This is a genomic window from Paenibacillus sp. CF095 (assembly GCF_900101225.1).
Lineage (GTDB): Bacteria > Bacillota > Bacilli > Paenibacillales > Paenibacillaceae > Paenibacillus.
This window is the reverse complement of record NZ_FMZN01000008.1, coordinates 106,478-121,631: the sequence shown is the minus strand read 5'-3', so window position 1 is coordinate 121,631 and position 15,154 is coordinate 106,478. Positions and strand designations below refer to the sequence as shown.

The window sequence follows — 15,154 nt, the reverse complement described above, 5'->3', positions numbered from 1 at the left end:
TACCATCTCCGGCTATAATGCATACTGTTCGGCGATATATCTATTTCTGTTGTATTTTTATACATTATTATGTATTATTATTTAATCATAAAATCGGAGGTTGGATATGACGCATACAACGGATACCGAACACAAAACCATCGAGGAACTATCGCTTAACCACTGGCAGCCCTTGTCAACTTTACTTTATGACGGTTGGATACTCCGTTTTGCCAAAGGATATACCAAACGTGCCAACTCCGTTCAACCGATCCACTACTCCACTCTGGATGTGCATGAAAAGATTGAGGAATGTGAGCGTATCTATGCTTCCAATCAGTTAAGTACCATATTCAAAATCACGCCGTTTATTCAGCCGGATCATCTCGACCAACTTTTGCAAGAAAAAGGGTATGAAGTTGTCGATCTCACCCACCTCCAGACTCGGAGTCTGGAATATATCAAAGAGCCTGTACACCAAGCTGTACAAATCGACGAACAGTTGACCACAGCGTGGCTGGATCACTTTTGCAGGTTAAATCAGGTGAATGATCTGCAAAGGGCAACGACGGAACAAATGTTACATAACATCCGTACACAGGTAGGTTTCATCTCGCTGTTGATCGATGGGCAAGTCGTCGCTTGTGGGTTCGGTGTAATTGAACGTGGCTACATTGGATTGTATGACATCATTACAGACGCTAACTTCCGGAATCGGGGACTTGCTGAACAGATGATCCTGCACCTTTTGCATTGGGCAAAAAAACAGGGCGCCACGGCCAGTTATCTACAAGTTGTAGCTAATAATGCCCCTGCGTTAAAGCTCTACGCCAAGCTGGGTTATTCAGAGATTTATAGCTATTGGTACAGAGTCAAAGAATGGAATGAGTCCTGACCATGCTGAAACCAAAAACTGCCCTCCTCTTATAAAGGAAAGGCAGTTTTTAATTCGGCTTTCTTTAATGTACAAAACTCTTCACAACATACAACAGCTACTCCGTACGATTTTCTACAAAGGAATCTTCACCAGCACCTCATATTTCATACCAGCTTGTATGTTCTTGATGATGTCCCCTGCAATTCGTTGACCGTCAACATGCACTTCAATCGTCTGGACAGTTGCATCCTTCTTCATGTTTACATTCAGCTCAGCTCCGCGGAACAAACGTGTGACCGATACCTCGTTCCAGTCTTCAGGTAGTTGCGGACGCACTTGAAGTCCTTGTGCATGACCTTGCAGGCCAAACAATCCGTCGATCAGGCAGCGATACACCCACGGCACCGTGCCGGTGTTGAACAGATGACTGGAGCGCCCGGCTGTACGTGGGAATTGATGATAGGCTCCGCGATAATAATTCGGGATAAATACAGGTAGCTGACCCCGCTGGAGAATATCCTCGCCATCAGGGCCCGGAATCATTTTACGCAGCAAACGATACGCTTTCTCCTTCTCGCCCACCAGGTACAACGCGTAGATATAGAACGCCGCCGCGTGATTGTACACTGCACCATTCTCTGCGCTTCCCGGATGTTTCTGCGTGACACGACCTACATCCTCCCGCATGGCGGTGAAAGACGGCGCGAGCTTCTCGACACCATATGGCGTCTCCAATTGCTCCTCTACGGCACGGATTAACTTCTCCTGTTTATCCTGGTCCGCAGCACCGCTCATAAGTGCCCAGCTCTGAGGATTGATATAGATGCGCCCTTCCACGTCGTTGCTTACACCAAACACTACGTTATCATCCGTAATTCCGCGGGCATACCAGTCCCCATCCCACAGATACTCATTGGCTACCGCATTGGTCTGATTGGCTTCCTGACGGAATTCCTTCGCAACCTCGGCATGCCCTGCCTGTTCAGCAAGATCTGCCCACACATTAAATGCATATGCCGTCGCAATGGTCAGCCAGCCGGATACGCCTTTGCCTTTGTATCCCACCATGTTCATCGGATCACACCAGTCGCCCTGATTAATGTAGTTCAACCCACGCGCATCCCGCTCATGGATCAACCAGCGCATCGCAAGATTCAAATGTTCCAATACCGAAACCTTCTGTTCACTGTCTGTAAAAGCAACCTGTTCCTCCAAAATGCTATAGTCATTCGTTTCATCCAAATAGGTCTTCATACAGACAGGAAGCCAGATGCAGTGATCGGTATGAGGAACCTGGTTAATATATTTCAGTTCTGCGTCCGGGTGCAAAATAATGCCGTCTGGCATCGCGCCGCTTATATGCTGTTGAGACAAAGCGGTTAAGAACGCAGCCCGCGCAATCTGTGGCTGAATGTAACTCATGCCCATGTTGTCCTGCAAATAATTCCGCGTCTGCGGATCGGTTGTCAGACGATTGGTTTTGCCATGATAGTACATCTGGCGAGGTAACCAGTGATTTACGACATTATCTAGCCAGCTGTCCGGTGTCTCAATCTGGATGTTTCCTTGCCCTTCCGCAATATAACCAGCATACTCCTGCTCGGCTGCGGTGAACCCATCCTGTCCTTCCTTATTCTGCTTCACAAAATAATGCTGACGAATGCCCTCAATCTCTGTCTCATCATGAGCCGGGCCAAAGATAAATCGATACGCCTGCTCCGCTCCTGCTTCCAGTTCGACTCTATATTGCAATACAGCGACAGGTGTCTCGTACCGTGCATCTCCACCTGCAAGCGTCTCCGATTGAAGGGCGGAAGGATTATGAAGTCCGCCTTCGCCTTCAAAGCTCTCATGATTCACTTCCCATGCGGTCGGTTCGTGATCTGCAAGCAGATAGGTTTTGTCGCTGTAGTTTTTGATTTTGCTATAATCCTGATATTTCTGATACGGCGTAACCGCAGAGCAGACAATGCCCTGCAAATCTTCCACATATGAACCGGACTGGTTCATCCATGACATATAACCAACCGTAAAATAAGGGTAGATACTAAGCTTGCGTTTTCTCGAAGACAGATTAGTTACCTTCACACGCCACAGCTCCATGACATCTTCCTTCGGCAAACGCAGGGACATCTCAATGCAAATGTCGTCCTGAATTACTTTCCAGTGAATATCGTGTTTGCCTACCGCGAACGTATAACTTTCCGCCTGCTTGCGAACCGGTTCATACGGGGCTGAGAAGATTTCGCCGCTAATTTCATCTTTAATGTAGACAAACCGTCCCGGATGATGGGCATAGTATGGCTGCTCCGGTTGCATAAACGTCTTGGCTTCCAGGTTGGGCGCATACGAATATTTGGCAGGTTCTGGCTGCATGAATTGGGCCACAGCGTACCCCCGGCAATTCACATGAATCATCATCTTTTCATTCCAAAGGAATCCGGATGCCTTCGGTAAACTTGTCGGGCTGGTTAGTTCAACATATTGATTATCTTCCGTTGCTTTAATCATCACTGAACCTCACTTTCAGATAATGGAGTCAAAAGACAGAAAACGTTTTAGGTAACTTGTATACAACTTAGTCCATTATAACACGGGAACGCTTACAAAGAACTGAAAACTAAAAAAGAGCTGAGAACCTCAGCTCCGATTACGCTCCAATTGTTTTTCGATGCCCAACCTGTCGATCTGAATCCAATACTCTGCAATTTGTTCGTTTTCCACTCGGTATACCGCACTGGCAATTTCAATCACCGGGAGGTTGGTTGGACTGTATCCGTCCACTTCGCCAATATGGGTACCTGTTTGTCTCCAGCGCACATAAACTTTATCGCCTTGCGTCAGCATCTCTTGAATTTCGAGTGAAAATTCCCCGTAAGCTTCAATCATCTCTCGCACATGATCCGCATAATCGGAAGGTGTACGGGTCACCGTGACCTCTTCTTCAGATATCACTTGATGGGCCAGTACCTGTTCCGCCATCACGATGCTTGCATAATCAGGATTCCGACCTGATCGGACTTCTTCAAAAAAGGTTCTGACAATCTGTTCCGCTGTCATACGGCACCCCATTCTATTCAAATTATTCTGTTATATATTTAAATATGTAGTAACTCTTGTATTTTAACATGGTCCCCTCGCTACGGAATTACAACTGTTCTATTGTTCTACAGGACTTATATCCTATCCTCTCACCTTGACAATGCGTCAATATGACCATAAACTAGCAAAGGATGTCAGGAAATTAATAGGAGGTTTAGATGTTAAGAGGTTCACATATGGGTTTTAACCATATCTGATAATCTTTCGGTGTGTAGCAACGTAGCTATTAGAGCAACTCAGAAAAACAAGAAAGCGGTGTATCATGAAACGTCTATTTTTCATTATGTTTGCGCTCACCCTGTTACTGGCTGGATGCCAGAGTAATGAACAGGAAAGCAGTCCGTCCGAGAATAATCCTACCGAAGTAGTAGAAGGTTCTACCATTTTAAGTTTGAAGCAAAAATACGGCTCCGAATCGGAACAAGCAATTATGCCGATGTACAACGTAGCTCAAGATGAAGAATTTACGTTCAAGTTTAAAGCAGATTTACGGAAGAATAACCTGTCAGCTATTGACATTATAAGTGTACATACCGATATTAAAGCACTCAAAGCAAGCGATGTACATGCCCTTCGCGATACCAATGGCAACAACGTTTCCATTAGGCCTCTTGGGTGGGGCGTTTTAACCTCAGATTCCATGAAGAACAAGGATCACGGCTCTTGGGGCGGTGCCCCCATTTATTACATTCGTCTGAATTATGATCCGGATGCGGAAAATCTAACACTGCTCGATCAACCCATCATTATTCCGTTTACAGTGAAATCGGAGTTGCCTGTGCCCAACCTAAGATACGAGATTGATAAAGACAGACGGTTATCGTTGGTCTGGGACAAGGTTGAGGGTGCCACCGAATATAAAATTTATGAACGTTCTGACCTAACCAAATTCGATACAAATGTACCTCTAACTGGCGCAGAGGACGCTTTCAGTAATAGTCTGCCTTTAGATATTGCGGTAACAACAGAGACGTCTTTCAATGATTTTATGAAAGACGGAAGAGGCGGGCTGGGCACTTATAGTGAACTGATAACTACTCATCAGAACCATGGTTTACGAGGAGAATATTATGTCACTGCAATCGGTGGAGGCAAAGAATCCAATTTTAGCAGAGGTGTCCCTACAGCTCCGCTTGCTTCCCAGTTACCAACATCTCTGAAAGAACAATTGTATAGGGAGAAATTAAAGAATATAGATGTACTTCCTCAGAAAGCAACAGTTGAGTACAATGACGGATCTCTAGCCCGTGAAACCATTGTTTATGATACCAAAAGCGTAGAGATTTCAGAGTTCAATGAAACAAATATTCCTTTTCACATTAAAGGAACAGCTCTGAAAAGTTACGTACGTGTAGAAAATGTGACCCAAGCAGACCTGGACAGACTCGCTCAGCAAACCGTAGCCGAGTCCAGCAACGGACTGGTGGAACCAAAGAATAACACACCTTACGTCCCTGCACCTGATGTGCCAACGATCATCAACAATCATGATGAACCTGAGTCTGCAACGGAAACAGAAGAAGCACCGGCTTCGGAAACTCCAACTACAGAGTCCACAACCGATACTGAGACTTCAGAGAATGCAGCTGAACCGGTATCCACCGAGGCTTCTAATGATACTTCTGATAATTCTTCAGATATGGCTTCTGAAGAAACTTCCACCGAAACACCTGCTCCAGCTCCCGAAGCTGAAGAAAACAATCTGGTAGATGAGCAGAAATCGAATACACAGCAAAATGTAGAACAAGGTAATCAGGAAACCGTGCCTCAGCCTGCTACAGGCGATGCAATGATCAATGCAGATTCCGCATTGGAAGAAGTTTTAGCCAAAAACATGATTGCGGCACAAGATAAAATTTCGTTAAAAGCTTTCCCCGAAGCTCAAAATTTCACGACACTCTCGGATGTTGTTCTGAAAGTGATGTACCAGAATCCCTTGATTCTTGGTGTGGAAGGTTTTGAATACAACTATGGTACGCTTACCCTTTCGATTCATTATAATGAATCGGCTAGTGGTATCCAGAAGAAGCAAGATGAGATTATTGCCAAAGCAAACGAAGTTGTGGCTTCCATTATCAAGGATGGCATGAACGAAGACGAGAAACGAAAAGCCATCTACGATTATCTGAACGATAACGCGAAGTATGATGATGCAGCGCTGGAAAATGCGGAGCAAAACAACTTCAAAAATGTCGATCCGCAGTTCAATGACTCGTTTACCACATACGGTATTCTGGTCAAAGGTGTTGGGGTATGTGCCAGCTATGCCTCCGTCTACAAATTGCTCTCCGATCTCTCGGGACTGGAAAGCATCGTTGTAACGGGCGCTTCCAGCGGTGTACCACATGCATGGAACAAGGTCAAAATCGGGAACGAATGGTTCCATGTGGATGCCACCAACAACCTGACAAACTCCGGCATCCCCTACTTCTTGTACAATGCCAACGATGAGACTGCTGCAAGTCAGAAAACAATAGCAGATAAGGATTACTGGCTTGATTCCGAGCTCGCGATGTTTAATGGCGAGAGCGATGCCAATGATTATTATGTGCAGAATGATCTCGAAGTCGCATCCCTTAATGAGTACAAAACAAAGGCGGAGAGTGAACTTAAAAAAGGAGAGAACCGGGTCATTCTCCGTTTTGCCTCCCCTGTTGACTCTGATGAGCTGATGACAGCTGCTGGCGAAGCCCTCGCTGCAGTGGATGAAGCCCTTCTGAATACGGCACAATTGGCTACGCTGGGCAGTTATGCCATCCTGGACCCGAAACCAGATCAGAAGTAAATCCATAGTCACAAAATAATAAAGAACTCCATTTACCTTTATCGGGAATGGAGTTCTTTGTTTAACTGGCCTATAATCGCTGGTCATGATCCACAGGCTTTTTATATTCAACGTTTACGGACTAACCGTACCGCCATTTGCATTCAGTGTCTCGCCGCTCACATAGCTGGATTCCTGGCTTGCCAGGAACACAAATGCCGGAGCCATCTCGGCAGGTTGTCCTGCCCGACCAAGCGGTGTGTTGGAGCCAAACTCGGCCAGCTTCTCGACAGGTTGTCCACCCACGACCTGAAGCGGAGTCCATACCGGTCCTGGTGCAACCACATTGACACGAATCCCTTTGCTACCCACCTGTTGGGCCAGCGCTTTGCTGAACGTGTTAATCGCTGCCTTCGTTGTTGCATAATCCAGAAGGATTGGCGAAGGTTTGTATGCCTGAATCGATGATGTGTTAATAATGGAGCTGCCCGGTTTCATGTGTTTCACAGCTGCTTTGCAGAGCCAGAACATGGAATAGACATTTGTTTTGAACGTTGCATCGAATTGCTCGGTAGTCAGATCCGCAATCTGCTCTACAAACTGCTGTTTACCTGCCACGTTAGCAAGGATATCAATCCCGCCAAGCTCTTTTACCGCAGATTCAATGAGTTCTTCACAGTATTTCTCATCCTTCAGGTCACCTGGCATCGTAATTGCTTTGCGCCCAGCTTCCTCAATCAGCTTCACAACTTCCTGCGCATCTGCTTCCTCTTCCGGCAGATATGCCAGAACGACATCTGCACCTTCACGGGCAAACGCAATCGCTGCCGCCCGGCCAATTCCGCTGTCGGCCCCGGTAACAACTGCTTTGCGTCCAGTTAAACGTCCGCTACCTTTATAACTTTTCTCACCCGCATCGGGAACAGGGGTCATCTCACGCTGGAGCCCCGGCTCATCCTGTTGCTGTTTCCACTCCGGTGTAGCCTTCGGATATTGTGTCGTTGGGTCTTGCATGGTGTGCTGGTCTTGATTAGCCATGTTCAATTCCTCCTTGGTTATTTACACGATATCCATCGTATAAACGTATTTTTTTATTTGTTGTGAATTTAATTTGCGTAAAAGTTGCACTCTTTCCTTTGTAACCGAGTTGGGCGTTATTTAAACTAAGCTAACCGGATTCCCAGACAACTGTCACATATTGAATCTCCCCTAACTGGAGATTGTATAATGAATCATGAGGTGATCTCGTTGAATGCAAACAAAGAACCCTATTCCATCGGTGAAGCAGCCAAACTGATCGGCTCCACGGTGAAAACGATCCGTTATTACGATGAGATTGAACTGTTACAGCCCTCCAGTCATACGGAAGGTGGGCATCGACTCTATACAACGCAAGACCTGTGGCAACTCGAACTCATTACAACACTACGTTATTTGAATTTCAGCATACCGGATATTCGAAAACTCATGTCGGGTGAACTGGCGGTAGCACAGGCGCTGGATCTGCAGATTGAAGCGTTGGAAACCCAGATCGGCACGATGAATTCCATGCTCTCTGTTTTGCAGCAAGCGAGGCAGCATGAAGAAGAAACTTCACTGCGCTCGGAACAGTCTCTCACGTATATCTCCAATCTGGTAGAATCGCTATCGGCCAATGCAAGCAGGCGAAAACAATTTGTTGCTGCCAAGATGGATGAATCCCATCTGCTGGACAGCATTCCGCAGGATTGGAGAGTGTCGTTTCTGCACTTTTTCGATAAATACATGATGAAAGATACCAAACTGACGGCTCAGCAAACACTGGCCTGGAAGGAAATTCAGGAACTGATCAATGATCCGGCCTATTGGGCTGATCTGGCTAGGTTGGAGGTTCCCTTCTTCATTATGGCGAATCAGCCACAAGTCGAAGCGGATGTCTGGGTGAAAAAAATGGAGGCTATTCGCATTCGCACTACTGAAGCTCTGGACAAGCGTTGGGCAATCGATAGCCCTGCTGTACAAAGCATGGTGTGGGACTTTGTGTTGATGTATGCAAGTGTCGAGCATGCCGAAACACCTGAAGTATTTTTTCGCAATCAGGCCCGATATATGCTGGACTCCGTGACTGAACGTATTCTGCGTTTTAACAAGCTATGCAAGGTGATGAATCCCGAATGGAGCCAGATTGTAGATGGCATTAACCTGCTGCAGGAGGGCATGCGGTTACGTTTAAAACAAATGGAAGAAGACTGAACTTCAGTCTCCTTCCATTTTTATGTTCAGCCTTTTTTCAACGAGTAGGACTCATGTTCTCCCACTTCCTTGTCCATATGGAGCGGTTGCCCTTTCAAGTAGTGGTTGAAGAAATCAATCGTTGTATCGTTGACCAACTGTTGCGTCCCCCGCGCATCTACACCCTGCATCCATTCGAGCAGTGGAGAGATCAGGTAGAGGTCGGAGAAACTCAGATGTTTGGTGTTGGTCAGCTCCATCCAGAAGTTCCCTCCTGCGGTTACCGGCTCATACCGAGCGTACACTTCCTCGTAATATTTCTCGGCTTCCGGACGGGTCGTGCCCATCGCAGCAATTTCCTCGTCACTCATCACACTTGTACCTGCAACGGTTGAGTCTGCACTCATCATCAGGAACGGCTTGCCCACGCCTTCCGCAGGGATACGTTTCTCGCCAAACAATACACCGTCCATATTCATGCCTGCTTTCACACGCGGATCATCCATTAACATCTGTACTGTCGTTGCTCCGCCAAATGAATGCCCAAACATGCCGATGTTGTCCAGATCCATATGTCCTGTAAAGCGTCCGCTCGGATCTCCCGTTCCCAACTTCTCTACCTCATCCAGTACAAACTGTGCATCCTTCACCCATGTCTCATTCAACTTGTCCATGTAACTGAATTGCAGCTGCTCAAAGCCTTCTTTCCCTTCCGATTCAAACTGCGCCACACGTCCATCCGGGAATACAGACACCAGACTGCTATACGTGTGATTAATGCCCACCACAATGTAACCTTGACTGACCAGCTGCTCGACCTGGAACGTATTCTGATTTTCATAGCCATGTAGACCATGAGAGAAAAGAACAACCGGATACTTGGCTTCGGCATCTGATAATTGAGCTTCCTGAATCGCATGTGTTTTGACCTGAATCAGACTGGAAAATAAAAGCTTTGGCAGTTTCAGCACTTCATTGAAGGCTGTCCCGTAGATCTCCGGCTTATTAACATAAGGGGCTGTTGCTCCCTCTGCTTCTGGATTTGTTGGATACCAGATCTGTACCATCAGCTCCCGTTTATCTCCGGCGTCACTCGTCAGCAACTCCTCCCGGCTGTTATCTATCCAATCGTAGGATACCGTTCCAATTCCATAAGGACCTGCTGGCTTGGCAAACGAAAACACCGGGAACAGCAGCGGCAAACCAATGCTCACAATAGCGTATACCAACACCAGAAGAGACGTTACGATGATTCGAACACGTCCGAATTTCCCCGCCACAGGTGATTTCGAAGCAGATGCCCCGGAACCTTTGCTGTTCAGCGAGGTTACACCTGACTGTTGCTGGCGTCTTGCCTTTGTAAATAACACAACCAGTGGAACCAACGTGAGCAGATACGCCGGAATCATCGGCCAACGAAGTCCTTCGACCACACCATGGATAATCAGCAGCACACCCGATATGGCAAATCCGCCCCATACCATTTTCCGAAAATGTTGACTCTGTCTCCCAATCCCGATTACCCCCACTAATATAAGCAGGTTGAAAATAAGATAAATCCATTCTACTGTCCTCATAAGATGTATGCCCCCTTGTCTGCCTCCAATCTTAAAACCTCCAGTTACAGGAGATTCAAGCATGAATTTTGCGGATAAAAAATGCACTCCCTGAATGACGCTGAATCACCCTCAGGTTCTCCAATCGTTTCAAGGAATGCATGTATGATATTACGATATAAGTTGATTTTTGAATATTAGACTAGCGATCTTCGCCGCCATTTATCCGTTGTCTTTTGCCGATGCCAAATGCAAAATATCCAGCCACCACAATGGCCATGAACGTAGCTCCAACAATCAGAGGCAAGCGCGTATCCGGGTTAAACGCCATACCGATAATGACGAGGATCAGATACACAATAATAATGTAATTGCTGATCGGGAACCATTTGGACTTAAAGTTATGATCCGCCATCTCGTTGGCCCAACGCTTTCTGAATCGGAACTGGCTGAACGCCAGCGCGAACCATGGAACCATACCCGGAAGAACACTTGCACTGTAGATGTACAGGAACAACTTGGAGTCCGGCATCAGGTAGTTCAGCACAACTCCAATCAGCAGCAAGGAGATTGTGATGACGATACTATTGCGGGGAACCCCGCCTTTGGACAGCTTTTTGAAAAAGGCAGGTGCCTGCCCATTCTCAGCCAGCGTATATAACATCCGCCCTGCACTGTAGATCCCGCTGTTGCATCCCGACATGGCCGCCGTCAGCACCACAAAGTTGATGATCCCCGCTGCAGCAACAATACCAACTTTGGCAAAGGTGAGCACAAACGGGCTGCCCGTCTCGCCTACTTCGTTCCAAGGGTACAGAGTTACGATAACGAATATGGCCCCAACGTAGAAAATAAGAATACGCCACACGATATTTTTGATCGCTTTACGCAAGGTGTATTTCGGATTCTCCGCTTCGCCTGCTGTAATGCCGACCATCTCCACCCCTTGATACGCAGCCGTTACGATACACAGCGCAAAGAGGAAACCTTTGATGCCTCCAGGGAAGAAGCCACCATGACTGAACAGATTCGACAGGCCAATGGCCTGACCCCCATTCCCCCAGCCGAAGAAAATGAGACCCGTTCCGATCACAATCATCGCCACAATAGCCGTCACTTTGATCATCGCAAACCAGAATTCAAATTCCCCATAGAACTTCACCGCCGCCAGATTCGCTGCTGCAATGATCAGCACCCCAGCAAGTGCAGGCAGCCACTGCGGAATATCCGGGAACCAATACCCGACATAGATGCCAATCGCCGTAACTTCCGCCATACCAACCGTAACCCACAGGAACCAATAGCTCCAGGCGGTCAGAAATCCGGCAAGCGGACTAATATATTTGTGAGCAAATGTTGCAAACGAACCCGTGACCGGCTCCTGAATCAACATTTCACCCATAATACGCATGACAAAAAAGATAACGATACCAGCCAGTAAATAAGCCAGCAGCACGGATGGACCTGCCCATTTGATCGTACTTGCCGATCCCATGAACAAACCAACGCCGATTGTACCTCCTAGTGCAATCAGCTCTACATGGCGGGGCTTTAGCCCTCTAGATAGTTGCTTTGATTCCAAACGATTCTCCCCTTTTCTTGTGTACAGCTTCCTGATGTAATCTTTAATTTTCACATTCACATTAACGCAATGCAGAATTACTTCACCAAATTGTACGAGATGTGCCGCAGAAATACAACAAGGAATGTGAGGAAACGGATTCACTACACATATAGGTATAGGATAACCGCTTAATGAATATGGCAGACAGTTCAATAAACAATTCACTGCAGCGTTGTGTAAACAAAGTGACAGAGACTTTCTAATACATGACTCGACAGGGAGGTTGCTGGAACCCCCAAAGGACAACTCACGTATTGTATATGTGGGTCGCAATACCGTAAGTGACTTGTTCGCTATTGACCTGCTTGTATAAAATTGAAAAATGGGAGACTTTACATGCCTAACTTTTTACTGGTTTTATTTTTGTTTAACCTGTCTCTCTTTCTGCTTCACGAAATGGATGCCATCAGGCGATCCGAGTGGAAATTGTTTATTGTGTTAAAAGATATGGAAGATGATAAAGCGTATAGGTATTTCACTTGGATTCACCTGCCAATGTATACCATTATCCTCTCTCTTCTTTTTAGCTCGTATCAGACCATTACATTTTGGGTGCTGGATATCTTTTTCATCATACATACCGTATTACACTTCTTTTTCGAAAAACATCCTCGAAATGAATTTAAAAACGGGTTCTCCAGATCATTGATCTACCCTATGGGAATAATCGCTTTAATTCATTTGATATTCCTAATTATCTAATCTCTTTACAACGACCGAATGAAGGACTGACAGCCTATTCATCTATTCTGAAAATGGAGGTAATACAATGGATTACGCCAAATCAAAATATGCCATCGTAGACGGAGAAGCTTCAAGGCGTTGGAAGAGGTCATGTTGCAGCGTAAAGGTAATCTGATCATGAAATAGGGTATTGTAAAATAAAAGTAAAAATGGAGGTGTGCCTATGCAGCAACATCATGCAGTACGAGTTGAATTATTCGTTTCCAACACCCAGATCATCAAGAAGTCGTTCAAATGGCAACATGCGATGATGCAACGTCTGGTTGCCCTACTCTATACAGCGGAGAATAAAACAGCGGATGGGGAAGCTATTCGTCAAAGCCATGAGTTGATTAAGCAAAACACAAAACTATTCTCTGCATTCAGAGGTAATTCGGCCATTAGCATTGCTGCCATGCTCTCCCTTACAACAGATGAAGAGACGAAGCTGGCAGACACCCTGCATGTCTATGACTTGATGAAAGAGATCAAATTTCGCAACTCCGATTATCTGGTTATTGCCGCCTATCAGATCGCTACTCAGACATCACCTGACCAGTTTCAACCTACGGTGGAGCGGGCCAAATTATTTTATGATGGCATGAAAGCAGAGCATCGTTTCCTCACTGGACAGGATGACTACATTTTCGCTGCCATGTTGGCCCTTTCCGATCTCGAAGTAGATACCGGTGTGGCACGTATGGAACAACTCTACGGGGAATTAAAACCAGAGTTCTCTTCCAGAAACAGTGTGCAGGCGTTAACACAGGTCCTGGTTCTTGGAGAGGATGTCCCGGATGCAGGTACTCGTGTGATTGCTTTAAATGAAGCTTTTCGCAAAAGGAATCTCCGAATGGACAAAACGTATACGTTAGCCTCTCTCGGAATACTTTCTCTACTGCCTTCGGACAGAGACTCATTAGTGGATGAAGTCGCGGAAACAAATGACTGGTTACGGACTCAAAAAGGCTTTGGTGCCTGGTCAATCGACAAACAGGAGTTGCTCCTGTTCTCGTCTGCTCTGGTAGCCATTCAACATGTGGAGAATCTGCGGAACGGTGTGCTTACGACAGCAATCTCAACCAGTATCACAAATATTATCATCGCTCAACAAGCAGCCATGGCCGCAACTGCCGCAGCATCGGCTGCTGCTGCTTCTTCATCATCATCTAACTAATAAGTGACCCTGTTACCTTCAATATAAGATGAAAAAGACCCTCCCGAGTTCAAGTTGACTCGGAAGGGTCTTAAAACATTCAAACCTACACCTAAAATAATGTTCATCATTCGCTAGGATATAATCCCCGTATCTCGGAATTCTTCCACGAAACTATCCAGCCAATCCGAACCATAGTCCAGCGCACCCATATCACTCTCAATAAAAGCAACATCTAGTCCCATCACCCAGAATCGGCGAGCAACAATAAAGAGATCAACCGCCTGTTCATCTTCCGAGGAAAAGCTTCTGACTGAACGATATCCTGCCATGAGCGCATCCCATAATACTGCCTTTCGCTCATCAGACTGTCTTTTTCGAACTTTCACTTGAGCTAAATCATAGGCACGCCAGCCTTTGGCTGCCCACTCGAAGTCATAATGGATGAACTGATGTTCCTGTTGAAACACATTGTTATTCCCATGCATATCGCCATGGCACAGACCAAAGTCCAGGTCTTGTCTGGAAGTAGCAACGATGCGTTCTTTTAGCGTTGTGGCAAACGTATGGAGAAATGCTGCTGCTTCATTGTTCTCACCGATATAGTGGATAATTCGCTCAAGGGGTTCGTCAATAAGTAACTCCAGATCCAGCTCATATCGTGGCAGCTCCATGTTCACCTGATCCATAGCCTCATGCAATTCAGCGGCAGATTGGCCAAAGGCATAACAAGACTCCTCATCCTCCAGGTTGTTCTCCGTACCCTCGATATACCGAAACATTACAGCAACCCGCTTGCCTTCCGCAGCCTCCAACACCGTATATCCCGTATAATCTTTCTTCTTGATGTATTCTCCAATGTCTGTATGTTCCGCAGAACCTAGAACGTTCTTGAGTTGAGACAATAATGAAAGCTCATACTGAACATCTGCCTCCGTGATTTCAGTACGGTAGATACGGAGAATGTACATGCCACTGGACGTGCGAACCCGGTAAGTATCATTTAATCCTCTAAGCCAAAACAAACATTCTTCCCATGTTCCAATGTCATATTGATTACTCAATGCAGACTCCAGGTACCTGGGGTTAAGCACTGAACGTAAAGCAGTCGGTTGAATGGACATATGTATGCTCCTTCGGTTTAATATGATTATTTCTCATC

Annotated in this window: 11 protein-coding genes; 5 read left to right on the top strand and 6 right to left on the bottom strand. The window is 46.2% G+C overall.

Annotation, left to right across the window (positions count from 1 at the left end):
- The first annotated feature begins 106 nt into the window (after positions 1–106).
- Positions 107–874, top strand: a complete 768-nt coding sequence (locus BLS69_RS29820; RefSeq protein WP_091038901.1) for a GNAT family N-acetyltransferase — start codon at positions 107–109, stop codon at positions 872–874.
- 114 nt (positions 875–988) lie between these two features.
- Here BLS69_RS29820 and BLS69_RS29815 read toward each other — a convergent pair whose 3' ends face one another.
- Positions 989–3,367: a GH36-type glycosyl hydrolase domain-containing protein gene (locus tag BLS69_RS29815; protein ID WP_091038899.1), complete on the bottom strand. Its 2,379-nt coding sequence runs from the start codon at positions 3,365–3,367 to the stop codon at positions 989–991.
- Positions 3,368–3,496: 129 nt separating this feature from the next.
- Positions 3,497–3,916, bottom strand: coding sequence for an ester cyclase (locus BLS69_RS29810; RefSeq protein WP_091038898.1), 420 nt, complete (start codon positions 3,914–3,916; stop codon positions 3,497–3,499).
- Positions 3,917–4,220: 304 nt separating this feature from the next.
- Between BLS69_RS29810 and BLS69_RS29805 the strand changes: the two genes are divergently transcribed.
- The gene (locus BLS69_RS29805; RefSeq protein ID WP_091038896.1) at positions 4,221–6,743 is read left to right on the top strand and encodes a transglutaminase domain-containing protein; all 2,523 of its coding nucleotides are present in this window, start codon (positions 4,221–4,223) and stop codon (positions 6,741–6,743) included.
- A 114-nt stretch (positions 6,744–6,857) separates the two neighbouring features.
- Here BLS69_RS29805 and BLS69_RS29800 read toward each other — a convergent pair whose 3' ends face one another.
- A complete protein-coding gene (locus BLS69_RS29800; protein WP_091038895.1) occupies positions 6,858–7,760 on the bottom strand; it encodes an SDR family oxidoreductase in 903 nt (300 codons plus the stop codon).
- Between the two features lie 189 nt (positions 7,761–7,949).
- Between BLS69_RS29800 and BLS69_RS29795 the strand changes: the two genes are divergently transcribed.
- Positions 7,950–8,954: a MerR family transcriptional regulator gene (locus BLS69_RS29795; protein WP_091038893.1), complete on the top strand. Its 1,005-nt coding sequence runs from the start codon at positions 7,950–7,952 to the stop codon at positions 8,952–8,954.
- A 26-nt stretch (positions 8,955–8,980) separates the two neighbouring features.
- Here BLS69_RS29795 and BLS69_RS29790 read toward each other — a convergent pair whose 3' ends face one another.
- A complete protein-coding gene (locus BLS69_RS29790; RefSeq protein WP_091038891.1) occupies positions 8,981–10,510 on the bottom strand; it encodes an alpha/beta hydrolase family protein in 1,530 nt (509 codons plus the stop codon).
- A 181-nt stretch (positions 10,511–10,691) separates the two neighbouring features.
- Positions 10,692–12,071, bottom strand: coding sequence for an amino acid permease (locus tag BLS69_RS29785; RefSeq protein WP_091038889.1), 1,380 nt, complete (start codon positions 12,069–12,071; stop codon positions 10,692–10,694).
- A 378-nt stretch (positions 12,072–12,449) separates the two neighbouring features.
- On the opposite strand from BLS69_RS29785, the gene BLS69_RS33055 reads away from it, so the two are divergent.
- Both BLS69_RS33055 and BLS69_RS29775 read left to right on the top strand, forming a co-directional pair.
- Positions 12,450–12,815 (top strand): DUF6713 family protein, encoded by a 366-nt coding sequence (locus BLS69_RS33055; protein ID WP_091038887.1) that lies wholly within the window; start codon positions 12,450–12,452, stop codon positions 12,813–12,815.
- A 205-nt stretch (positions 12,816–13,020) separates the two neighbouring features.
- Positions 13,021–14,013, top strand: coding sequence for a DUF4003 family protein (locus BLS69_RS29775; RefSeq protein ID WP_091038886.1), 993 nt, complete (start codon positions 13,021–13,023; stop codon positions 14,011–14,013).
- A 113-nt stretch (positions 14,014–14,126) separates the two neighbouring features.
- On the opposite strand, the gene BLS69_RS29770 is transcribed toward BLS69_RS29775, so the two are convergent.
- Complete coding sequence (locus BLS69_RS29770; RefSeq protein WP_091038884.1) at positions 14,127–15,116, bottom strand: phosphotransferase; 990 nt, start codon at positions 15,114–15,116, stop codon at positions 14,127–14,129.
- Positions 15,117–15,154: the final 38 nt, after the last annotated feature.